The 22892-nt window shown below is 44.0% G+C and carries 20 protein-coding genes; 12 read left to right on the top strand and 8 right to left on the bottom strand.

Annotation, left to right across the window (positions count from 1 at the left end; genetic code table 11):
- Positions 1-28 precede the first annotated feature (28 nt).
- From HY063_11435 to HY063_11425, 3 genes are all read left to right on the top strand, one after another.
- Entirely contained in the window at positions 29-358 is a 330-nt protein-coding gene (locus HY063_11435; protein MBI3502396.1) for a helix-turn-helix transcriptional regulator, read from the top strand.
- A 20-nt stretch (positions 359-378) separates the two neighbouring features.
- Entirely contained in the window at positions 379-1038 is a 660-nt protein-coding gene (locus HY063_11430; GenBank protein ID MBI3502395.1) for a hypothetical protein, read from the top strand.
- 783 nt (positions 1039-1821) lie between these two features.
- A complete protein-coding gene (locus HY063_11425; protein ID MBI3502394.1) occupies positions 1822-2403 on the top strand; it encodes a hypothetical protein in 582 nt (193 codons plus the stop codon).
- 148 nt (positions 2404-2551) lie between these two features.
- Here HY063_11425 and HY063_11420 read toward each other — a convergent pair whose 3' ends face one another.
- Both HY063_11420 and HY063_11415 read right to left on the bottom strand, forming a co-directional pair.
- Positions 2552-4684, bottom strand: a complete 2133-nt coding sequence (locus HY063_11420; protein ID MBI3502393.1) for an OmpA family protein — start codon at positions 4682-4684, stop codon at positions 2552-2554.
- Positions 4685-4711: 27 nt separating this feature from the next.
- Complete coding sequence (locus tag HY063_11415) at positions 4712-7492, bottom strand: AsmA family protein (GenBank protein MBI3502392.1); 2781 nt, start codon at positions 7490-7492, stop codon at positions 4712-4714.
- Between the two features lie 116 nt (positions 7493-7608).
- Between HY063_11415 and HY063_11410 the strand changes: the two genes are divergently transcribed.
- From HY063_11410 to HY063_11400, 3 genes are all read left to right on the top strand, one after another.
- Positions 7609-8403 (top strand): thymidylate synthase, encoded by a 795-nt coding sequence (locus tag HY063_11410; protein MBI3502391.1) that lies wholly within the window; start codon positions 7609-7611, stop codon positions 8401-8403.
- Between the two features lie 142 nt (positions 8404-8545).
- A complete protein-coding gene (locus HY063_11405) occupies positions 8546-10144 on the top strand; it encodes an FMN-binding glutamate synthase family protein (protein MBI3502390.1) in 1599 nt (532 codons plus the stop codon).
- 44 nt (positions 10145-10188) lie between these two features.
- Positions 10189-10695, top strand: a complete 507-nt coding sequence (locus tag HY063_11400; GenBank protein MBI3502389.1) for a dihydrofolate reductase — start codon at positions 10189-10191, stop codon at positions 10693-10695.
- Positions 10696-10716: 21 nt separating this feature from the next.
- Here HY063_11400 and HY063_11395 read toward each other — a convergent pair whose 3' ends face one another.
- Positions 10717-11187: an Lrp/AsnC family transcriptional regulator gene (locus HY063_11395; GenBank protein MBI3502388.1), complete on the bottom strand. Its 471-nt coding sequence runs from the start codon at positions 11185-11187 to the stop codon at positions 10717-10719.
- A gap of 267 nt (positions 11188-11454) precedes the next feature.
- Here HY063_11395 and HY063_11390 point away from each other — a divergent pair, with 267 nt between their 5' ends.
- Positions 11455-14073: a T9SS type A sorting domain-containing protein gene (locus HY063_11390; protein ID MBI3502387.1), complete on the top strand. Its 2619-nt coding sequence runs from the start codon at positions 11455-11457 to the stop codon at positions 14071-14073.
- 51 nt (positions 14074-14124) lie between these two features.
- Here HY063_11390 and HY063_11385 read toward each other — a convergent pair whose 3' ends face one another.
- The gene (locus tag HY063_11385; GenBank protein MBI3502386.1) at positions 14125-14484 is read right to left on the bottom strand and encodes an MGMT family protein; all 360 of its coding nucleotides are present in this window, start codon (positions 14482-14484) and stop codon (positions 14125-14127) included.
- Between the two features lie 153 nt (positions 14485-14637).
- Between HY063_11385 and HY063_11380 the strand changes: the two genes are divergently transcribed.
- Entirely contained in the window at positions 14638-16446 is a 1809-nt protein-coding gene (locus HY063_11380; protein ID MBI3502385.1) for a gliding motility-associated C-terminal domain-containing protein, read from the top strand.
- A 103-nt stretch (positions 16447-16549) separates the two neighbouring features.
- Here the strand turns inward: HY063_11380 and HY063_11375 are convergent, their stop codons facing one another.
- From HY063_11375 to HY063_11365, 3 genes are read right to left on the bottom strand one after another with little or no spacing between them, the layout of a single operon-like run.
- On the bottom strand, positions 16550-16870 hold the full coding sequence (locus tag HY063_11375) for a hypothetical protein (protein ID MBI3502384.1): 321 nt from the start codon (positions 16868-16870) through the stop codon (positions 16550-16552).
- Positions 16867-17082 carry a DUF433 domain-containing protein gene (locus tag HY063_11370; protein ID MBI3502383.1) on the bottom strand — a complete coding sequence of 72 codons (216 nt, stop codon included), beginning with the start codon at positions 17080-17082 and terminating at the stop codon, positions 16867-16869. Before HY063_11370 ends, HY063_11375 begins: the two co-directional genes overlap by 4 nt.
- A gap of 27 nt (positions 17083-17109) precedes the next feature.
- A complete protein-coding gene (locus HY063_11365; protein ID MBI3502382.1) occupies positions 17110-18705 on the bottom strand; it encodes a T9SS type A sorting domain-containing protein in 1596 nt (531 codons plus the stop codon).
- Positions 18706-18916: 211 nt separating this feature from the next.
- On the opposite strand from HY063_11365, the gene HY063_11360 reads away from it, so the two are divergent.
- Positions 18917-19246 (top strand): LytTR family transcriptional regulator DNA-binding domain-containing protein, encoded by a 330-nt coding sequence (locus tag HY063_11360; protein ID MBI3502381.1) that lies wholly within the window; start codon positions 18917-18919, stop codon positions 19244-19246.
- On the opposite strand, the gene HY063_11355 is transcribed toward HY063_11360, so the two are convergent.
- Entirely contained in the window at positions 19243-19614 is a 372-nt protein-coding gene (locus tag HY063_11355) for a hypothetical protein (protein MBI3502380.1), read from the bottom strand. The two genes, HY063_11360 and HY063_11355, sit on opposite strands and share 4 nt — an antisense overlap.
- A 60-nt stretch (positions 19615-19674) precedes the next feature.
- Here HY063_11355 and HY063_11350 point away from each other — a divergent pair, with 60 nt between their 5' ends.
- From HY063_11350 to HY063_11340, 3 genes are all read left to right on the top strand, one after another.
- On the top strand, positions 19675-20454 hold the full coding sequence (locus tag HY063_11350) for a hypothetical protein (GenBank protein MBI3502379.1): 780 nt from the start codon (positions 19675-19677) through the stop codon (positions 20452-20454).
- Positions 20455-20560: 106 nt separating this feature from the next.
- Positions 20561-20965: a hypothetical protein gene (locus HY063_11345; GenBank protein MBI3502378.1), complete on the top strand. Its 405-nt coding sequence runs from the start codon at positions 20561-20563 to the stop codon at positions 20963-20965.
- 182 nt (positions 20966-21147) lie between these two features.
- Positions 21148-22863 (top strand): tail fiber domain-containing protein, encoded by a 1716-nt coding sequence (locus tag HY063_11340; protein MBI3502377.1) that lies wholly within the window; start codon positions 21148-21150, stop codon positions 22861-22863.
- Positions 22864-22892 lie beyond the last annotated feature (29 nt).

Here is a 22892-nt window from a genome sequence, read left to right as displayed (position 1 = left end):
TTCAGAAAATTGCAAGTTACATTTGCCCATGAGCAATCATGCTGCTGAAGTAATGGAGGAAGAAATGAAACGGTTTTTTATAAGTTTCGGCATCATGGTGAAATACTGGAGAACAAAAAAAAACATTTCGCAGGAAACAATGACCGATGACCTCGGCTTAAACATGTATAAGGTGGAAGCAGGCGATGAAAATCTTACACTCACCAGCATTTTTAAAATAACCAAGTATTTAAACACACCACCGCACCGCCTGCTGCCCTATCCAATGACGGAGGAAAAAATACACATGGTGAAGGAAGGCATTGAAAAAATGCAGCGGCTGAACCGAAAGAGAAAAAAAAACAAACCCCAAACATAAACCTTAAACCCACTTATTTTATGAAAGTACAAATCGCCCTCGACCTTCAGCAATACAGCGATGCTGAGTTGCCTGTATTTTCTTTTCATGTTACCACCAGCATGACCAACAATGCCTATTTTCCAAACCCCGTTCCCGCGCTTTCCACCGTGGATGCCGCGGCAAATGACCTCATCAATTTTTTAGAAAACCATAAAAAAGGCGATAACACCAAAACCAAAGACGACAAGCGCGAAATACTCGAAAACCATTTGAACACCCTTGCGCTTTTTGTTTTAATGCGGGCGAACAACCCCAACCCCAATGAAGACCCGGTTGTGATTGCCCAAAGTTCAGGAATGCCGCTGAAAGGCAAAACGCATAAGCAAAAACGAGTGTTTTCAGTAAAACGCGGAAAAGACCCGGGCACTTTGTTCGCTACTGCCGAAGGAAGCCAGAAAGACGGAGTGGTGGCGCACGAATGGCGCTTTACCTACGACCAAACCCTTCAAGGATGGACACACGCGCCCAGCACTTCCGAAGGAACCACCGTGCTCGATGGGCTGACCAGCGAAAAACGCTGCTTCGTGAGCCATCGCCCCGTTAAGCGCACCCCTAAAAAAAGCACCTCTTCAGTGCATAAAGCCGAAAAAGGAGGACCAGAGCCATGGAGCGAGCCCAAAAGCGAAATTGTTCCCTGAGGAAGGAATAAGAACAGGACTTACGCTCCGACTGCCTTCGGCTGTACGGAGTCCGTATTCCATCTGACAGAAGTTTAGTGAGTATTGTCATTTCGACCAGAGGGAGAAATCTCCTATGTTTGGCACAAAGGAGATTCCTCGCTTCGCTCGGAATGACACCGTTTTGCGTAAGTCCTGAAGAAATAAGGTATGAGGCGTAAGGAAATACCTGAATTCAGTAAAAAACACGCTCTTTACAATAATCCGGGTGAATAGTAGCGTAACTTGACATCAGAGTAGCGTAAGTTGACATCAAAGTAGCGTAAGTTGACATCAGAGTAGCGTAAGTTGACCTCAGAGTAGCGTAAGTTGACATCAAAGTAGCGTAAGTTGACCTCAGAGTAGCGTAAGTTGACATCAAAGTAGCGTAAGTTGACATCAAAGTAGCGTAAGTTGACATCAGAGTAGCGTAAGTAGACCTTAGAGTAGCGTAAGTTGACCTCAGAGTAGCGTAACTTGACATCAAAGCAGCGTAAGTTGACCTCAGAGCAGCGTAAGTTGACCTCAGAGCAGCGTAAGTTGACTGCTGTTTACGATAATGCGAATGCGAGCTCCCGCTTATGCGCTGAAAATAATCAATACCTTTGTGGCTGACCTGCCTGCCGGCAGGCAGGTATAATGAGTTGCGCGTCATTGTATTTTGCGGGCTGCGGGTGGACAAGCAAGTGCGGACAGAAACGATAGAATTTTTAAAACACTTTTGTGACAAGATTACTGACCATATTGACAATTTATTCAGTCGTTTTGACAACTGAAATTACTCTTGGACAGACAATCAATTCGGACTCTTCTTCAAATCAAAACGACACTAATCCAAAATATTTTTGGGGACAAGGGGGAATACTTATGGGTGGACGATTGGGGTATCAACTTGGAGCAAACTACAATCAAGACAAACATTTTTTTTCAGCAAGGTATTATCAAAACAAAGAAATGTTTGTCGGTTTTCCATTTCCTGAACCAGAACTGAATACTATTCAATGGATAAAAAATTTCTCACTTCTTTACGGACAGTCTTTCAGTAACAAGTATTTCAAATTTATTCCAATGGCTGGGCTATCTTTTGGACAAGGAAATTGGAGAAATAGTTATGTTGACACAATTCAACCAAGCAGTAATAGTGGATGGGGTCCAAATTTATTTCCGCAACAGGGATATGTTTATCACTATGACAATTTTCAATACTTAGGAGTTATTGCCGACTTAAATTTCATTTGGACACCGTCAAAATATTTTGGTTTCGCCATTGACATATTTCAAAATTTTCATTTGCATTCGGACAGGGGTTTTGCAGTAAGCATTATTTTAGGACACTTTAAAAAATAGAACAACGAACGCGCAACATCGGGTTTCCCCGCTGGCGCGCGTCTGTGACGCGTGTAAATGGCAAGTCGTCTGAGACGACAAACAACTTCGCACTCGTTTCAAACGAGCGCGAGCGGAGTAGGTAAGTTACCCAGGGCTTGGGGCTTTATCACTTCGCCACAATCATAAACTCTGTTCTGCGGTTTCTGGCTCTGCCTTCTTCGGTGTTGTTATCGGCAAGGGGTTGGGTTGCTCCATAGCCCCTGTGCTCTCTGATTTGCTCTTTGGAAACGTCCGCAACGTTGCGCAAATATTCAAACACGGTGAAAGCGCGGTCTGCCGAAAGGTTCTGATTATCCTGCGCACCGCCTATGTTATCGGTATGCCCGTAAATATCAATTTTAATGTTCGGGTTTTCTTTCAGGTACTGCGCAAATTCATCGAGAACAAATTTTGATTCCTCTTTCAAATCGGCACGGTTGGGCCCGAAATAAATATTGTTGAGGGTGAAGGCGCTTCCTTCTTTCACCGAATCGGTTTTCAGTTCCACCTGCCCCCCCGCCCCCCGAAGGGGGGATGCTGATACTTCTACGGGATTGGAAGGAGCAAGAATTTTTTTTGTTGCGGAATCATTCATGGAAAGCAACTGCGAACTGAAAGCAAATCCGTCTTTCTTCACTTCAACGAGCATGTCATTGCGTTCGCCATTGGCATTCTTCTGCACGTTTGCTGCAATGGCATATTCGCCCGTTGCCGAATCCACCAGCGCCTTCGTAATTTTTTTTGTGACGGCATCTTTCATTTCCACCTGCGCGCCCGCCACTGATTTTCCATCGGGGTTCACCACTTTTCCTTTCACAATCGCAACTTCTTCGGGGCGCACGTGCTGCGGAAGTTCAAAATAATATATATCGTATCCGCCCACGCTTCGTCCTTTTGTTTTCTGGTTATCGTTCGATGCGAAGAAACCGTATTTGCCATCGCTGCTCACAAAAAATCCCACATCGTTCGCCTGCGTGTTAATGGGGTAGCCAATGTTTTTCGGCTTTGCCCATCTGCCCGTGCTGTCCATCTTCGAATAAAATATATCGAAGCCGCCTAATGTGAGATGCGAAGTTTGCGCCTGTTCGTTATCGCCCGAAGAGAAGTAAAGTGTTTTGCTGTCCCAGTGCAGGAAGGGAGATTTTTCATCGCCTTCGGTGTTAATGTTTGAACCCAGATTAACGGGCTTGGTCCAGTTGCCGGCAGAGTCCTTCACCGATTTCCAGAGGTCAACTCCGCCATAACCGCCCGGGCGCGTGCTGGCGAAGTAAAGTGTTTTTCCATCGGCAGAAATGGAGGGCTGCGAATCCCAGTAATCGGGACTGTTAATCACATTGCCCAAACTTTTTGCCTGCTGCCATTCGCCTTTCACAAAATCAGAAGTGTAAATATCGTAGTTGCCGTCCTGCTCCACCACCGTAAAATAAATATGCTTGTTGTCAATGGTGATGGATGCCCCTCCTTCGTTGAAGTGCAGGTTGAAAGGCGGGGTGGGCATGGGCTCGCCTTCGGGAAATTTTCCATCAGCGCCCCGCTCGCTGGAGCAGAAGAATTCTTTCTCGGTGCTCACATCCCAGGCAATTCCAATGGGCTGAACTTTCATTCTGCGCGTGAAAAAAGCAATCTGATTATCGGGCGAAATAAAAGGAAGGTATTCATCTTTCACCGTGCTCACGCCTTCCAGAATTTTCGGGTCATACGCAACCGGGTTGCCGTACATTTCTTTGTTGAACTTTGAAAACTTCATAATGTTTTTTGCATCCACCAGAAACCGTTCGTAGCGGAGTTTGTCGTACTTCTTCAGATTATCTTCTTTGAAATCGAGAAAGAGTTTTGTATACTTCATAGCGGAATCATAATTCCCTTTCTGATAAAACCCATAGCCAAGAAAGAAGTAAGGATTGGAATGATACTGCGGGCAGTTTTTAATCACCGCGCGGAAATACGGCTCGCACTTTTCGCAGGCAGCATCGTTTTCATCTGCGCGCCTTTGCCAGTGCATGCCCAGTTCATAATTCGCGGGAGCATAACTGGGGTCTTCCGCAACTGCTTCTTCCAGAAATTTTATGCGCTCATCGTATTCATACTTTTTCTTGTCGCGCGATTTTAGGTAAAGCGCTTTTGCATCATCAGTTCCGCTACACTCTTCGGCAGGGTCGGGTTCTTGCGGCTTGTTTTTCTGAGCTATTAAAGAAGTAAGAAGTAAGAAGTGAAAAGTGAGAAGTAAAATCCATCGGATGTTATTTTTTTTCGCATTCATAACTTCTGACTTCTAAAATCTAACTTCTTACTTAATCTTATCCGCTTGTTCCAGCGCATTCTTCACAAGGTCATCTGCTTTTTTATTTCCTTCGGCTTCGATGTTTTTTGCTTTGTCTTCGGTTTCTTTTCTTGTTTTCTCAGCAAGTTTTTTGTTGGCGGCTTTCTCTATGAAATTCGCGCCTTTGTTATCGAGTTGGGCTGCCTGAGCATTTCCGTTTGTGCGCACGTCATCGGCAGATTTTTTTGCATCATCGCGGATTTTCTGCGCCTGCGCGTTTGCATCGTCAAGAATTTTTTTCTTCTGCGCTTCAATGTTCTTGCTCACGTCCTGTTTCACCTGCTCCACTTTCTGCTGAACAACTTCTTTCACTTGTTCTTTCGCATTGCCTCCCATATCTTTCATGCTTGTTTTCACCGTGGGGTTTGTGGCAGTCCCTCCGAAGAGCGCATTCATTTTTACTTTCTCCGGAAGTTTTGCATTTGCTCCAAGAGCGCTCAGCGATGAAAGTTCTTTTGTAACAAACGCTTTCGCTCCCGCAGGCATATCCGCAGTAGGAATTTCCATTTTCATAGTGTAATCAATGGTCTGGTCAAGCGCGGTGGAACCGAAAATATTTCCTGCAACGCTTCCGCTCTTGAACGGAAATTCATCGGTAGAAAGTTTTCCGTCTTTAATATGATACGTAATATCAAGATTAGAGAACTCTGCTTTTTTGAATTTATCCATTCCTCCTAATGCTGCCGCTAATTTGTTCAGCGGCTCAAATCCTGCCACGACAATATTTTTTGTCTGCAGTTTGCCGTCACCGTTCATGGTTTTCATGTCGGGCATCATGTGCGCGTCAAGGTTGGAAGTATATTTTAACTGCGTGGAAAATTTTCCTGTAGTGTATTTCGCAACGGGCGCAAGTTTCTGCACCGTGTTGAAATAGTGAAACGTCATGGGAATATCAAAATCGGAAATGTTCAAATCGAAATTCACCTTCGGCAATTTGGGATTTTGTGTACCGTAAATTCCATTCATCACCATGCTTCCTTTCATTAAGTTCATCTTGAGATTATTCATTTTCACTTCGCCTTTATTCACGAGAATGCTTCCTTCCGCATTGGTGATTTCAATTTTATCATAGATAATTTTTCCGAACGAAGATTTCAGAATGAAGTCAATGTTCTTCGGAACTTCAATCACGCTGAGATGAGAAGTGTCCGGTGTTGCGCTCGCAGTTGGAGCAGAGGAGGGCTGCATGAATTCATTCAAATCGAGCAGCGATGACTTCATAGAGAAAGTTCCCTGCAGAAGCGAATCCTGTAAAACATACTGCAAAATATTTTCCACCATTCCGTTCGCTTGTATGTCGCTCTTGCCAATCTTGCTGTCGAAGCCGCGCAGTTCAACAAATTGCGGAGAAAAATTCAGCGTCATGCTTTTGATATTCATTCCCTGCGGGAAATCTTTGCTCTTGTAATGCATATCCATCATAATGATTTGCCCTTCCATCTGGAACTCGTCATACTTTTGTTTTTGAATGCTCGACATTTTTCCTTTGAGTTTCACATCGGCAGTTACGTTTCCATTTAAATCACTTCCTTCCATCGGCACAACATCTTTCACCGTTGCAAGATTTATTTTCCCCATAATTGTTCCTGCAATATTCGGGTCGCTCACGGGAGTTTCAATATGCATTACAATATCAACCGGATTATCCGCCATCTCCATGTGAAATTTTTTTATGTCAGTGACAGTGTGATCGGGAACTCCGTCAGAATTATTCACCGCAACATCAATCGCAATATCTTTCACCGCTTTCGGCAGCGAAGGATACTGGAACATGGCGTCATCAATTTTTAGTTGAGCACCGAAGGCAGGCATTTTCTTTTCTCCATAGATTCCTTTCGCAAAAGCATCGAGAGAAAATTTACCGGAAGTTTTCACAGTAGAAAAATCTTTTGTGTACACAGCGGGAACGAGTGAGAGAATATTTTTGAATTCAGTTTGATATGCTTTGAATTTAAGATCCATATTCATATCTTTTCCAGGCATGGCGAAGAAACCATCTATGCCGAGCGTGAGTTCGTTCAGAGAAATTTTATCCTGATTGAATGTAAATTTGAAATTTGGCATGTCAGCGTTCACATCCGCTATCATAAATATTTTCACTTTGTTCAGGTAAGGAATGCCCGCGTATTTCACAGTGCTTTGGTCAATGCTCAGGTTGTTTTCCATGGTGAAATTATCCTGCGTGAAATCTCCGCTCATGGTGTAATTAAAATTTTCCAGAGCAGAATACATTCCCATTGAAGCATCATCGTAAACAATGTGTGCGTTTTTAATTTCAAGTTTCTTCAAACTCATTTTGAATTTAGTCGGCTCACTTGGTGCAGTAGGCGTTGAAGGTGCAGATGGTTTTGTAATATCCCAGTTTGCTTTTCCGTTGGAGAGAACGATGGCGTGAATGCGGGGATTGTCGAGAAGAACTCCGCGGATTTTATACTGCTCGCCTTTAATCACGCTCATTAAATCCACAGTAGCGGAAAGATTTTTTACTGACATAAGCGTGTCTCCGGCAAACTCTCCAATATTGGCAACGCTGACATTCTCTATGCTCAATGAGAAATAAGGAAAACTTTTGAAAAGTGTTAAATCGAAATTTCCGAAATCAACTTTGGCATTGAGTTGCTTGTTTGCTTCTTCTTTTGCTATGGCAATAATTTTATCCTTGAAAATAAAAGGCGCAACAATAATAAAGATGATGAGCAACAGCAAAACAATGCCGAGCCACTTGAGGATTTTTTTGAGGATTTTCATTTGAGATAGATTAGATATTTTGTTTATGATGCGATGTTAAAATAATTTCATAAGTAGGACAAGGAGCAAAAACATTTTGAGCAAATTTATTTAATTTCGCCTACGAAAGATTAACAATGAAACAGTATCATGGCTTAATGCACTACGTGCTCGCTCACGGCACAAAAAAATCTGACCGCACTGGCACGGGCACCATCAGCATTTTCGGTTACCAGATGAGGTTTGATTTGAACGAAGGATTTCCTCTGCTCACCACAAAAAAGGTTCACACAAAATCTATCATTCACGAGCTGCTTTGGTTTCTGAAAGGCGACACGAACATAAAATATTTGAAAGATAACGGTGTAGGCATTTGGGATGAATGGGCGGATGCGAACGGAAACCTAGGGCCTGTGTATGGTTCTCAATGGAGAAACTGGCCAACGCCTGATGGAAAACATATTGACCAGATAAAAAATGTTATCGAGCAGATAAAAAAGAATCCGGATTCGCGCAGGTTAATCGTGAGCGCGTGGAATGTGGCGGACATTGATAAAATGAAACTCCCGCCTTGTCATACGTTTTTTCAGTTTTATGTTTTAGACGGAAAGTTAAGTTGCCAGCTCTATCAGCGCAGCGCGGATATTTTTCTGGGCGTTCCTTTTAACATTGCTTCGTACGCTTTGCTTACTATGATGGTCGCTCAGGTTTGCGATTTGAAACTAGGGGAATTCATTCACACTTTTGGCGATGCGCATATTTATTCCAACCACATGGAGCAAGTGAATCTTCAGCTCTCGCGGGATTTTCGTCCGCTTCCTCAGATGAAAATAAATCCTGCCGTGAAAGATATTTTCGGATTCAAGTACTGGGATTTTACGATTGAGAATTATAATCCGCATCCGCACATCAAAGGGGCAGTAGCAGTCTAATGCCAATATACGAATGAATACCAATGAAACGAATAATACAAATAACAGCCATTTGTATTATTCGTTATTTGTATCATTAGTATCAATTAGTATATTGGCATTTTAACTTTCCGATTAACTTCGCTTCACAAATTATATTTCTATGAAAACATTTATAAACTGGGCAATCGGAATATTAATTGTATCAGCGGTTGCAACTTATTTCTGGCATCCGTTTGTGTGGTCATTAATTTTCACTGTTCCCTTTATTGTGGTTGGAATAATGGATATCACGCAAACTTCCCATACGCTGAAAAGAAATTACCCTGTCATAGGAAGAATGCGCTGGTGGGCGGAGTGGATGCGCCCGAAAATTTATCAGTACTTTATTGAATCGGACACGGATGGAACTCCTTTCAATCGCCTGAGCAGAAATGTAATTTATCAGCGCGCGAAAAAAGTTAATGACACCACTCCGTTTGGAACGCAGTTGAATGTGTATGAAGTCGGTTACGAATGGCTGAATCATTCCATCATTCCGCTTGACGGACACAAAGCAGATATGGATCCTCGTGTAATTGTTGGCGGACCGGATTGCAAGCAGCCGTACTCAGCAAGCATCCTGAATGTTTCCGCTATGAGTTTTGGTTCGCTGAGTAAAAACGCGATCATGGCTTTGAATGGCGGAGCAAAACTTGGAAACTTCGCTCACAACACGGGCGAAGGAGGATTGAGTCCGTATCATTTGCAGCCGGGCGGAGATATCATCTGGCAAATCGGCACCGGATATTTCGGTTGCAGGAACAGAGATGGAGGATTTAATCCTGAAAAATTTGCCGAGCGCGCTGCGAATCCTAGCGTAAAAATGATTGAGATAAAACTTTCTCAGGGAGCAAAGCCCGGACACGGAGGAATTCTTCCGGCAGCAAAAGTTACAAAAGAGATTGCAGAGATCCGTCACGTTGAAATGGGCAAGGATGTAATTTCTCCGCCATTTCATACTGCTTTCAAAACTCCGATCGAGATGATGCACTTTATAAAACAACTTCGCGAACTTTCAGGAGGAAAACCCATCGGCTTCAAACTTTGCGTTGGAAGAAAATCTCAGTTCATCGCTATTTGCAAAGCGATGGTGAAGACAAATATTTTTCCTGATTTCATTACGGTGGATGGAGGCGAAGGAGGAACAGGCGCTGCTCCGCTTGAGTTTTCCAATTATGTGGGAATGCCGCTGCGCGATGCGCTTGCCTTTGTGCACGATGCGCTGAATGGTTTTGCGTTGAAGCGTCACATTCGAATCATTGCCTCGGGAAAAGTTTCATCGGGTTTTGATATTGTAAAAAATCTTTCGCTCGGTGCGGATATGTGCAACTGCGCGCGCGCGATGATGCTTGCGCTCGGATGCATTCAGGCGCTGGAATGCAACCACAATACTTGTCCGACAGGCGTTGCGACACAAGACCCGAACCTGATGAAAGGGTTGGATGTGAACGATAAAAAAGTTCGCGTGAAAAATTTTCATAACGAAACGGTGAAGAGCGCTGTGGAGTTGATGTCGGCTTCAGGAATTGACCACCCCAAACATTTGCACCGTTCCTTTATATATAGGAGGATCAGCGCGAGCCAGATTCAAACATACGCGGAAATGTATCCGAACATGCTTCGCGGTGCTCTGTTGGAAGCTCCTTTCCCACAAGGATGGGAACTTGATATGATGCACTCGAGTGAAGACACTTTTACTTCCAACATTGCTTACGCATAAATCTTCGAAAAGCGAAACGGTACGAAAAATACGAAAGCTAACCAATGATTATTTCTTTGATAGTTGCTGTTGCAGAGAATGGAGTCATCGGAAAAAATAATGCATTGCCATGGCATTTACCGACTGACATGAAATATTTCCGCGATGTTACGATGGGGCATTGCGTTATCATGGGAAGAAAAAATTATGACTCCATTCCGTTGAAGTACCGTCCGCTCGAAGGAAGAACAAATATTATTGTAACTCGTCAGAAAGATTTTAAAGCGGAAGGTTGCATTGTGGTAAATTCAATCGAGGAAGGATTAAATGAAGCACGAAAGAAAAATGAATCTGAAGTATTTATTATCGGTGGCGCGGAAATTTTCAATCAAGCATTAGATATTGCCGATAAAATTTACTACACAAGAATCTATAATTCATTCGAAGGAGATGTTTATTTCCCCGGGCTGGATGAAACAAAATGGAAACTTGTTTCTAAAAAAGATGTGAACGCAGATGAAAAGAATAAATTTTCATTTTCATTTTGCATATATGAGAAAGCCAATTCTTAATGGCTGAGAGAAATATTTATTCTATTTTTTATCGTCAATAAAAACCCGCGTCTTTTTTATGATGGACATAATCACCATTGTTTGCATGTTTGTGATTTCTTTGATTAGCGAAAGTTTTTCCCGCACTAATACTTCATAGGCATTAATGTCTTTGACAAGGATTCTCAAAATAAAATCCGATGCGCCTGTTACCTGGTAACACTCCACCACCTCGCTGATCTTTCCGATACCTTGTGTAAAATTATCAATTGCATTCTGCTGATTGAAGGCAAGTGAAACAAGCATGAAAGTTTCCGTTCCGAAACCTAATTGATAGGTATCCAGTTCTGCGCGGTACCCTTTTATTATACCAGCCCGCTCCAGTTTTTTTACTCTTTCTAATGTTGGAGCGGGGGAGAGGTTAATCTTATTCGACAAATCAATATTGGCAATCCTGCCGTCTTCCTGCAAGGTCTTAAGAATTTTCAAATCAATTGAATCGAGTTTAATCATAGGCAAATGGTTTTATGCTGCAAACATACACCAAATAAAATATATGTCAAGTTAAAGTTTTCAGAATAAGTGATAAGGAGAAGTAATTTTATGAAATCAGAATATTATTCTGTAATATTATATTTTACGGAATTTACTATTGAATTTTATCAAAGTTAAAAAATAATTAAGAAGTTGCTTGACAAAACATAACACAGGGTATACATTCGCTCAGCGAAATTTAATTCCGTGAAAAATCAAAAACAACAATCTCTAATTCATCTCCCTATGAAAAACAGATTACACTCATTCGCCATGAGAACAATTTTGGTTACAGCGTTATTTGCCTCTTTCCTTTCCGCGCATTCGCAAGCCCGCCTGTCTGACGGACAAGTTGTGCGCAAATGCGGCACGATGGAAAACCTTGAACGGCTGAAAGCGCTTGACCCTGAATTGGAAGTGCGCATGAGCGAAATCGAAAAGCAAACGCGCGATTTGATTTCTTCTTCTTCCATAATGAAAGGCAATGACCCCATTACAAACGGAACGATTTACAAAATTCCTGTGGTGGTACATATAGTATATAATACTTCTTCGCAAAACATTACCGATGCACAAGTTCAATCACAAATTACCGTTTTGAATGAGGACTACAGAAGGTTGAATGCGGACAAATCAAATACTCCCTCTGCGTTTTCTTCCGTTGCTGCCGATGCTGAAATCGAATTTTGCCTTGCAACCGTTTCTCCCAGCGGTGGCGCAACCACCGGTATAATAAGGAAGAGCACTTCGAGCACTTCTTTTATTGATGATGATAAAGTAAAATATTCTTCTTCGGGCGGAGATGATGCATGGCCCGCTTCTTCTTATCTGAATCTTTGGGTTTGTAATCTCGGTGGTGGTTTGCTCGGCTACGCGCAATTTCCAGGAGGAGCGAGTGCAACCGATGGAGTTGTGATTAACTATCAGTATTTCGGAAGAGGCGGAAGCGCGGGCGCTCCGTATGATTTGGGAAGAACCGCCACCCACGAAGTCGGCCACTGGTTCAACCTTCACCACATCTGGGGCGATGCAAATTGCGGAGATGATTTGGTGAGCGATACTCCCACGCAGCAAACTTCAAACTATGGATGCCCTGGATTTCCTCATACAACTTGTTCGAACGGTTCGAACGGTGATATGTTCATGAACTATATGGATTATACCGATGACGGATGCATGAATATGTTTTCACTCGGGCAGAAATCAAGAATGCGCGCGTTGTTTGGAACTTCAGGCGCACGCGTAAGCATTCTTTCTTCTGGCGGATGCGGAGGAAGTTCAACTCCTGCGTATTGTTCCGCAAATGGAAATTCGGTTGCGTATGAATATATAAACAATGTTACGCTGAATACGATTAACAATACAACCGGTGCCACAAGCGGTGGCTATGCAAACTATACAAGCACTTCCACTTCACTTGCGAAAAGTTCTGCTTACACAATTTCTCTGAAGCCGGGTTTTGTTAGTTCATCTTACACCGAATATTTCAAAGTGTATATTGACTACAACAACAACATGGATTTTTCTGATGCAGGCGAGGATGTTTATACTTCTTCGGGAAGTTCTTCCACGGTGAGCGGTTCGTTCACGATTCCTTCCGCTGCGATAACCGGAACGGTTCGCATGAGAGTGATGATGAGCGACAGCCCGATTTCTTCTTCCTGCGGAAGTTATAATTACGGAGAGGTGGAAGATTATTCCATCAACATCACTACAGGAAGTTCTTCTTCCTGCGGACTGCCTTCGGCACTTTCTGCAACTTCCATCACATCTTCCAGCGCAACATTGAACTGGGGAAGCGTGAGCGGTGCAAGTTCTTACAATGTAAAATATAAACCCACTTCATCTTCTACATGGACGAATACAACTTCCACTTCCACTTCAAAAAGCGTGAGCGGGCTTTCTGCTTCCACGCAATATGAATTCCAGGTGCAGGCGGTTTGTTCGGTGACGGGAAGTTTTTCCGCTTCTTCTTACTTCACCACTTCGGGTTCTTCCACTTCCACTTCAAACACCGTTCAGGTTGGAACAGGAACAGGAACAGTTTACGCAAATCCATACGGCACCTATTATATGGATGAAAGAGTGCAATACATTTTAACGCAAAGCGAACTCGCAGCGGCAGGATTTACTTCTTCCAATTCATATATTAAGTCGCTTGCGTTTTATGCAACAAGTTCAAGCGGACAAATCATGAATGGATTTACAATCAGAGTGAGACATACTACGGCAACTTCATTCGGAAGTTCTTCGTTTTTGAGTTCAAGCAACATGACCACAGTTTATTCCGGAAATCCGGTTGTCACTGCGAGCGCATGGAACACCTATAATTTCTCCACCGCGTTTCAGTATAACGGAACGGATAACCTGCTGGTTGAAATTTGCTGGAGCAACAGTTCTTACACTTCCAACTCGTATGTTCAATACACGGCCACTTCTTCTTACAGAACTTTGTATTACAGAGCCGATGCGGGAAGCGCGGGCGTTTGCGGAAATACAACAGGAACTCAATCTTACAACCGCCCGAATATAAAAATGGTTTTCTCTTCCACCGCAGCAAAATCAAGCGGCTCGCGAATGATGGAAGATTTTTCTGCGCCTGAATATTTTATCACGAACCTGGCTGTTTATCCCAACCCTGCTTCAAGCGATGTATCCCTCACATTCTCTGTGGAAGCAGGCGTTGATATGAAAATATCAGTGATGGATATGCTCGGCAGAATGGTGATGGATAAAAAATATTCCGCAGCCGAAGGAGCAAACACTATCAGCATGGATGTTTCTTCTTTCAACGAAGGAATTTACATTCTCACAATTAATGATGATAAGAATAGTGAGAAGAGAAGATTAATAATATCAAGATAAACCCTGGAAGCAAGAAGCCGCTTCAAAAACTGAGGCGGCTTCTTTTTTTCTTTATAGATTCAAATTCTCTGCCGGATCCCAGAAGTGTTTTTTAAAGTTCACAACCGTATCGTTCTTCACTTTTATTCCTTCCTTCTCTAAAAGTTTCTGCATGAGTTTAGGATGTCCGAAATGAATTTTCCCGGTGAGTTCTCCGTTGCGGTTTACAACGCGGTGTGCCGGAACAAATTTTTTCTGCGAGCCGGCAGCATTCATCGCCCAGCCCACCATGCGCGCAGACTTTGCAGAACCAAGATAGTTAGCAATGGCTCCGTAAGATGTCACTTTTCCTCTCGGAATCTCCCTGCAAATATCATATACCAGAGAAAAGAAGTCATTGTTGAATATTTTTTTGGCTTTTAGTGCAACCATATTGCTATCTTTTACGTCTTAATGGTAAATGCAGGTAAAAATAAGGGTTTTACATTGTTCAAATACATCTAAAAATTCTTTATGCGTTCAAAGATATTTTAGTATATCTTTGTTGCTTCATGAAACAAAACAGGCAACTAAAATTTACAGTGAATGAAAATATCTACTCTACTCGCCTTTTTCATCACATCGCCATGTCTGTTGTTCGCGCAGATTTTTTACAACAACGGGGCTACCATCTGGACAGGTCCCACATCTGTTATTCAGATTAATGGTGGATTAGAAAACAACTCATCCACCTCCAACGGAGACCTTGAGCATAACGGGGACATGCGCGTTACGCTTAATTCTACTTTTCCCAGCAAGGGAAATGTAACGCTGAATAATAATTCCGTGATGCACGGAAACGGAACTTACCATGTGGAACAGGATTGGGTGAACAATGCAACCTTCACTGCTAACAACAGCACGGTTGAACTTTACGGAAGCAACCAGGAATACATTACCGGAACCAACGTTACCACTTTTCATAATCTTACCGCAACGGGAACCGGAAGCGGGAACAACCGCAAGAAAACCCAGACACTCGATGCCATTGTAAACGCCACCGGAACGCTTGACATCAACGACCGCGAGTTGGAAACGCAAACCAACACCCTATTTGTGATGAATCCTTCCGTTGCTGCCGTTGATAATGATTCCACTTCGGGTTCAGAAGGTTTTGTAAGCAGCACTGCCCCCGGCTATCTGCACAGGGAAACAAACACTGCCTCCAGTTATGTTTTTCCCGTTGGTTCAAGCAGCAATAATCTTACGCGCTACCGTCCGGTTCGTGTTCAGCCCGCTGCGCCCACTTCTACTTATTACAACGTGCGCTTCATCAATTACGACCCGAACACCGATGGCTTCCTGCGCACTTCCAACGATGGAATCATGTGCCAGACCATTGATACTTTTTATCACGCCATTGACCCGAACACTTCCAATGTGGTTCCTGCCAATATTTCTATTTACTATAAAAGCGCAACCGATGGCGGCAACTGGAACGGAACTGCGCACTGGAAAACTTCAAACATTATGTGGAACGACATGGCAGTAATCAATCAATCCACTTCCAACGGTTTTGATGTTGATACACGCAACAACTGGTTGTTCGCCACTGCCGGCTTTCCTTATTTGCTCACGCGCCTGCGACCGGCTCCGCCTGCCATTATCTGCCAGAACCTTTGCGCCAACACGCAGGGAACATTTACTGCCAGTGGCGGTTCGGGAATTTACGGATGGTCTGCGGGCGGTGGAACCATTACCAGCGGGCAGGGAACTTCCACCATCAATGTAAACTGGGGAAGCAACAGCGGGTGGGTGTATGTGATGGATACTTCCAACGCGCTTTGCAAATCCAATCCCGATTCCTGTTTTGTTACCGCGTATCCGGCTCCTCTTGCCAACTTCGATACCGTTGCTGTGGGCGCATTCAGCACTACCTGGGATTTTCTTGACTCGAGCATGGGCGGAACCACCTGGAGTTGGAATTTCGGAGATGGAAATTCTGCCACCACGCAGAACCCTTCGCACCACTACCTTGCGGCAGGAACTTATACCGTAACTGAAATTGTAACCAGCGCATTCGGCTGCGTGGACACAATTACAAAAGTGATTACCGTGGAAGAAGGCGTGATTGTTCCCAACGTGTTTTCTCCCGATGGCGATGGAACCAACGATGTGTGGTACATTCCCAACAGCGGTGTGAAAAACTTTCACGTGGTAATTTATGACCGATGGGGCGCCAAGGTGTGGGAAACCACTGCCGATGAAATCCGCTGGGACGGGCGCTCGCTGGCAGGGCAGCTGCTCTCCAACGGAACGTACTATTACGCCCTTGATTTTGTTTTCATCCGCGCTGCGGGCGAAGAAACAAAAAACCTTACCGGCTACGTTACCTTGCTTACGAATAAACAGTAAAACGGATTTTCAGGAAAGCCCTCTCGCAATAAACGGGGGGCTTTTTTATTTTGATGCCGCGGTGTGTGCAGTTGAATAAGAATCCGGATTCAACAGGATTCCGTTATTTAATAATATAAACCTTCCCTTTCTGAAGGGTATCTAACATGGAAAAAAATTTAGGAAGCAGGGGTTTAAAAAACTCAACTTTGTTTCTTGCAATATCAAAAACAATCACAGTTATGCGCAATGATTTTATATTTTGCTGGTGATGAATATTTTTGTCAATGGTGAGTAACACATCAAACCCTTCTTTAATTGAAGCTTCAAGAAGTTTTCCATTTTTCAAACTGCTCCATCCCATTTCAGAAGCCGTTTTAACATGATGATTCGCCAGGAATTGTTTGAGCGGAGCGGGAACACACTCGTCAAGAAGAATATTCATGCAGCATGCGTTAAATACTTTTCCGCTTCTTCAAGCACTGCCATTGCCTGCTCTTTTTTTACAGAAGGAAAATCAGCAAGAAATGTTGCAATGGTTTCTCCGGTTTCAATATAATCGAAAAGGTTTTTGACGGGAACACGCGTGCCTTTGAAAACAGGGGTCCCGCTTAATACTTCGGGATGAGTGGTTATATATTTATTGAGCATTTTCATTTCCTATAAACAAAAATACAAAATAATTTACAGCTGCACAATAATTTTCTTCACCGCAGTTCCTTCTGCGGTTTTTACTTGCAGAAAATAAATTCCTTGGGGCTGATTGGAAATGTCAATGGTGAGATTCCTCACTGCGTTCGGAATGACACTTTGTGTCACTTTTTCTCCAAACACATTATAAATTTCTGTTTTGTATTCATTGCCGACTGCCGACTGCTGACTGCCTATTTGTATTGTAAAGATGCCGGATGTTGGATTCGGATAAATGTTTATTACATCTTCCTTTTCAATTTCATCTACTCCCGTATAGCAAAAAGTTTTTTCTGTTGCTCCTCCACTGTCGGTTTGGGTGGCAGGAATTCCGCCAATTCCTCCAGGTGTAACCAGCGTGCCTGCATTTGCAACTATGGTGGAAGGAACGCCTGTCAGGGTAGAAGGATTTGTTTGATTACATCCGGTGTTTCCGTTTGCATCTGTCCGCACTAAATATAAATCTTCATTCTGCGCTGTGTAAAACCATGTTCCGCCTGAAATAAAAAATCCTCCATCGTTTGTCTGGCCATCAACACTTCCCACATCATCATCGTTCGTGCCAAAGGTCTTTGACCATTGCAAACTTCCGTCAGAAGCGGTCTTCACCAAATAAATATCATGATAGCCCGCTCCAAAACTTGTAGTCGATCCCCCAATGATAAATCCTCCGTCATTGGTTTGTTGTGTCCAACTTGCATCCTCTGACTGAATGCCTCCAAAAGTTTTTGACCATTGCAGATTTCCGGTTGAAGTTGTCTTCAGTATATACATATCTGCATAGCCCGCTCCAAAACTTGTAGTCATTCCGCCAATAATAAATCCACCGTCATTGGTTGGCTGAATGGAATAACCTTCATCGTAGCCGCTGCTTCCAAATGTCTTTGACCATTGCAGCGTGCCATTGGAAGATGTTTTCAGTATATAAACATCGTCATATCCCTGGCTGAAACTATAGGTGAAACCGGCAACAATAAATCCCCCGTCATTGGTTTGCTGCGCGAAACTTGCGTAATCATTGGCTGTTCCTCCATACGCTTTCATCCATTGCTGGAATCCGTTGGAATCGGTCTTCACCAGGTAAACATCATTGGCGCCCGCTCCGAAACCGGAAGTAGAACCGGCAATAATAAATCCTCCGTCAGAAGTTTGCTGAACCGAACTTGCATATTCAGCGCCCGTGCCTCCAAAAGTTTTTGACCAGAATAAATTTCCATCCGAATCGGTTTTGAGAAGATAAACATCAATGCTGTCTCCAAAACTGGAAGTATAACCGGTAATCACAAATCCTCCGTCTTTTGTTTGCTGAACAAAGCCAGCATGTTCATCATTTGTTCCTCCGTAAATTTTTTCCCATTGCACAATGCCGCTTGAATCGGTTTTTACAAGGCATACATCCATGCTTCCGAATCCAAAAGTATTTGTGCCGTTGGTACTTCCGGCAACAATAAAACCTCCTTCACTGGTTTGCTGTCCCCACACTGCATAATCTGCTCTCGTTCCTCCGAATGTTCGTTGAAAAGAAATTACCTGCGCCTGCAGCACGGAGCAAAAAAGAGTAGGAAAAAATAAAACGTAAATCTTCTTCATGAATGCTTTTTAGCAAAGATACGGCAATACATTCAAAATGTTTCAGGAAATTAATAAGTGGTCGTTTATAGGAGTAAGTGGTAATTCCGCGCGGCATTTCCCTGTTCACTGCCTTGTTCGTAACAAATCATAGCCGCGCATGAAATATTTTCCGGGTACGGGCGTTGCCTGTAAAAACCCCCGTGAATGAAGTTGAATAAATGCATTCATCATGGCTCCAAAACTTCCGCTCAAAGACCTGAAAGGCGTTACGCATTTTGAACCGCCCGAAGAAATACTTCGCCTCGAAGCGCGCAAGCAATACACCGCTTTTATTTTTAATGACGGCACGGAATGGCTTCAGAACGGCTGCCTCGCTTACTGGTGCGAACGCATACAGCCCACCGGCTTGTTTTGCCGCGTGTACCGCTCGCATGCAGTGCGCGTTTCTGAAATTGAAGGAAAAGATGCCTGCGGAAATCTCCTGCTGAAAAACGGAACAAAAATTCCTCTCTCCGATGAATACAAGGAGGAACTTTCGAAAATGCTTCCCCTTCTTTAATTTTGCTTTCGCCTTCTTCGGAAATAAAAAAGCCCCTTCGGAAAGAAAACAAGCCGCTGGTAAAAATGCGGAAACAAACCGCTGCCCTCAAACGTTATAGCCATAGAAACACAATTCACAACGCAAGAAATGAAAACCGCTGAAGCAGAAACGCAAACAAAGAAAGCAGCAATGCAAACCCGAACGAACAATGAAAGCAGTTGCACTATATAAGGAAGAACTCCCCGCCCGCCCTGCGGCACTCTGTGTGAGCCATACAGCACCGGAAGCGAGCCATACAGCACCGGAGGCGAGCCATACAGCACCGGAGGCGAGCCATACAGCAGCGGTGGTGAGCCATACGGCACCCGTGCAGTGTCATACGGCACCCGTGCAGTGCCATTTAAATTCTGAGCAAAAACAAATAATAACCAATAAAATCTAACACCATGTCAAATTCAAGAATTCCAACCACCATTGATTTGTTTCACAAGTACATCATTGACACCGATGACTTGCAACTATCCATTGACCCCAACACCAACAACCCCGTTTACCAGAACTGGGGATGGACGGCAGCCGAAAGCGCGGCATGGACCGCCTTCCGCACCAAAGACAATGCGCTTTATAAAAAATACAGCGTGAAGAAACTGCGCAACAGCGACATCACCGAAAAACTCAATCTTAACCGGAAGGACTGTTTGAAATACGACCACGATAAAGACACGGGGCATCACCTGCTCGATAAAATCGCCCTCAGCGGAAGCGTGAGTGATTGCGAAACATTCAAAGTGAAACGCGGAACGGTGCTGCAGGATGCAACGCTCACGCGTGTTGCTGAGCCGGGCTCAAAAGAAGCGGGCATTGTGGTTCGCGAAATAGGGCATCTCTTTCATAAATTAGCCATAGTAAATATTGATAAAAGCAAAAAGAAAGGCAGGGAAAAAGGAATTAAGGAAATAGAAATATGGAGAGCCCTTGTGAAGCCGCCCGCTCCGCCTGCCAACCAGAATGCCAACCAGCCGCCACAGCCCATGCCGGTGCAGAACCCAAACGCAGAGCCCGATGATTCGCAATACGTGCACGTGGGCGAAGCCAAACGCGGCTTGTATCTCTCCACTTTTGAATCTTCAGATGTTGGCAGCACCGCCTGGTATAAAGCGCGTATGAAAAACACGCGCGGTGAAAAAGGAAATTTCAGCAAAGCCGTGAGCGCGCCTGTGGGATGAGCGCAGTGAACCCGCGCAACTGAAAAGCCCTTCGCAATAAACGGAGGGCTTTTTTAGTTGGTCAGCGGAAATAATTTACATTTGCTTAAACTAAAATCTTCATCACATGAAAAAACTTTTCTCTCTTCTCGTTTCTGCTGCGCTCTGCGTTTCGCTTTATGCTCAAAGCATTGAAAGCGGCAGCCACAGCACAACAGGATACATTAAATCAGACGGCACCGTGGAAAATTCCAGCCACAGCACTTCGGGCTACATTAAATCGGATGGCACCATTGAAAACTCCAGCCACTCCACCATCGGATACATCCGGGGAGAAACCATTGAGAACTCCAGCCACAGCACGGTGGGCTATGTGAAATCAGACGGCACCGTGGAGAACTCCAGCCATTCTACAATCGGCTATGTGAAGTCAGACGGCACGGTGGAGAATTCCAGCCACAGCACCATTGGCTATGCCAGCGGTGTGAACAGGTCGTGGGCGGCAGTTTGTTTTTTCTTCTTTAAGTTTTAATCATCGGAGAGCGAATCTTTAAGAATAAGTGTTCAAACTTCTGGTAACGAAGTAACGAATCTTGTAACGAATTTTACGAATCAAATTAAGTGTATTCATTCGTTACAAGATTCGTTACTTCGTTACCAGCAAATAGCGCCTCGATGAAATAAAATCATACTTACTCACTAAACTTTTTCATAATGAAAAAAATTATCTCCCTTATTCCCCTTCTTTCCCTTATCCCCCTTATCTCCCTCTCGCAGAATGTGGGAATCAATCCCACCGGTGCAACTCCAAATTCTTCCGCAGGGCTCGATGTGGATTTCACCAACAAAGGAGTTCTCATTCCGCGCGTGGCGCTCACCGGAGTGAATGATGCGGCAACCATTCCATCGCCCGCCACCAGTTTAATCGTGTACAACAACGGCAGCGGTGGATTATCTCCGGCAGGATATTATTACAACAGCAACACTCCGGGTTCTCCTGTGTGGTCGCAACTCCTGAATGGCGGAACAAGTTTTTGTTCGGGTGCGGCTGCCAACTATGTAACCAAGTTTACTTCCGCTTCTGCCATCTGCAATTCCATTATATACGATAACGGAACCAATGTGGGAATATCCACGACAAGCCCGGGTAAAAAATTAGATGTTCAGGGCGGAACTTCTTTCGGTGCCGGCACTTTTCAAAGCGGTGCGGTGACGGATATAGGAAATGCAGGCATAGATTATCCCGGCAATGGCGGTTGGGCGGGTTCTTACAACAGCAACTTATTGCTCTCGGGGCTTGATTACACCACCATTTCTTTTCACGATGCCGGTGCAACCGTTGGCGAACTTGGCCACGTGAGCAACAATTTCTTTTTTGACGGAGGGCAGGCATGGGGTCCTGTAAGTTTGGGAATTAACACAAGAGCGCCAAATTTAAAAATGGAAATATTATCCGGCAACAGCGATGGCATTGTAATGGGGCAGCAATACGATAACACCAATACCATTCAAACGTATATTGACGGGCAATGGACTAACCGCGCCACCTATGCAGGCGGATGCTGCAACAAACTTCTGCTTCAGCCCGATGTGGGTGAAGTGGCAATCGGAACAACAAGCGCAGCAGAAAAACTGGAAGTCAATGGCAACATGAAATTCACAGGATGGGCGCACCTGTATAACGGCTCTTCCAATTTTCACATAGATGCATCTTCAACCGGAAGCATGTACCTGAATTATTATTCGGGCGCAAATGTTTTTTTTGGAACAGGAGCCAGCAACGTTACTGGCGTATGGACATCAGCAGGAAATGTGGGCATTGGAACTACAGGCCCTGCTGTGCGATGTGAAATTGTTTCGGGCAACAACACCGAGTTTCTCCGCATGAACCGCAGTGCAGGAAATCCGTTTCAAATATTATTCGGTGACAACCTTGCCGGAGAAGCAAATGCGGATGGTGTTGTGTATTTCGAAATTGGCGGAAGCGAATCGTATGTGATGGGCGGGCACACCATGCCGGATTCAGATAATGGTCGCCTGCTTGGAACATCAGCGCACCGCTGGCAGGAAGTGTGGGCGGCAAACGGAGTTATTCAAACCTCTGATATAAGAGAAAAGGAAAACATTAAAAGTGCTCCTTATGGGCTCAGCGAAATAATGAAACTTAACCCCATAAGTTTTACATGGAAAAAGTTTCCGCTGCAAAATACTAAACTTGGTTTTTCGGCTCAGGAGTTGCAGCAGGTAATTCCTGAAGTGGTAAGAATTCCCGATAACCCGGATGCCCCGCTTGGAATTATGTACAGCGATTTAATCCCTGTGCTTACAAAAGCAATTCAGCAGCAGCAGAAAATGATTGAGCAACTTCAGCAATCCAATACAAACCTTGCGCAAAGAATGAAATCAATGGAAGAGAAAGCGCAGAAGTAATCTTTGAAAAAAAATGTTGTAAGGAGAAA

This window comes from Bacteroidota bacterium, from assembly GCA_016195025.1.
GTDB lineage: Bacteria > Bacteroidota > Bacteroidia > Palsa-948 > Palsa-948 > Palsa-948.
Note: the sequence above shows the minus strand (reverse complement) of the source record. Positions and strands in the feature narration are given on the sequence as shown.

Bases quoted from the DNA above. Each gene is read 5' to 3' on its own strand.
- HY063_11435 (MBI3502396.1), top strand. From the start codon at position 29: ATGAGCAATCATGCTGCTGAAGTAATGGAGGAAGAAATGAAACGGTTT.
- HY063_11430 (MBI3502395.1), top strand. From the start codon at position 379: ATGAAAGTACAAATCGCCCTCGACCTTCAGCAATACAGCGATGCTGAG.
- HY063_11420 (MBI3502393.1), bottom strand. From the start codon at position 4,684: ATGAATGCGAAAAAAAATAACATCCGATGGATTTTACTTCTCACTTTT.
- HY063_11415 (MBI3502392.1), bottom strand. From the start codon at position 7,492: ATGAAAATCCTCAAAAAAATCCTCAAGTGGCTCGGCATTGTTTTGCTG.
- HY063_11410 (MBI3502391.1), top strand. From the start codon at position 7,609: ATGAAACAGTATCATGGCTTAATGCACTACGTGCTCGCTCACGGCACA.
- HY063_11405 (MBI3502390.1), top strand. From the start codon at position 8,546: ATGAAAACATTTATAAACTGGGCAATCGGAATATTAATTGTATCAGCG.
- HY063_11400 (MBI3502389.1), top strand. From the start codon at position 10,189: ATGATTATTTCTTTGATAGTTGCTGTTGCAGAGAATGGAGTCATCGGA.
- HY063_11395 (MBI3502388.1), bottom strand. From the start codon at position 11,187: ATGATTAAACTCGATTCAATTGATTTGAAAATTCTTAAGACCTTGCAG.
- HY063_11390 (MBI3502387.1), top strand. From the start codon at position 11,455: ATGAAAAACAGATTACACTCATTCGCCATGAGAACAATTTTGGTTACA.
- HY063_11385 (MBI3502386.1), bottom strand. From the start codon at position 14,484: ATGGTTGCACTAAAAGCCAAAAAAATATTCAACAATGACTTCTTTTCT.
- HY063_11380 (MBI3502385.1), top strand. From the start codon at position 14,638: ATGAAAATATCTACTCTACTCGCCTTTTTCATCACATCGCCATGTCTG.
- HY063_11375 (MBI3502384.1), bottom strand. From the start codon at position 16,870: ATGAATATTCTTCTTGACGAGTGTGTTCCCGCTCCGCTCAAACAATTC.
- HY063_11370 (MBI3502383.1), bottom strand. From the start codon at position 17,082: ATGAAAATGCTCAATAAATATATAACCACTCATCCCGAAGTATTAAGC.
- HY063_11365 (MBI3502382.1), bottom strand. From the start codon at position 18,705: ATGAAGAAGATTTACGTTTTATTTTTTCCTACTCTTTTTTGCTCCGTG.
- HY063_11360 (MBI3502381.1), top strand. From the start codon at position 18,917: ATGGCTCCAAAACTTCCGCTCAAAGACCTGAAAGGCGTTACGCATTTT.
- HY063_11350 (MBI3502379.1), top strand. From the start codon at position 19,675: ATGTCAAATTCAAGAATTCCAACCACCATTGATTTGTTTCACAAGTAC.
- HY063_11345 (MBI3502378.1), top strand. From the start codon at position 20,561: ATGAAAAAACTTTTCTCTCTTCTCGTTTCTGCTGCGCTCTGCGTTTCG.
- HY063_11340 (MBI3502377.1), top strand. From the start codon at position 21,148: ATGAAAAAAATTATCTCCCTTATTCCCCTTCTTTCCCTTATCCCCCTT.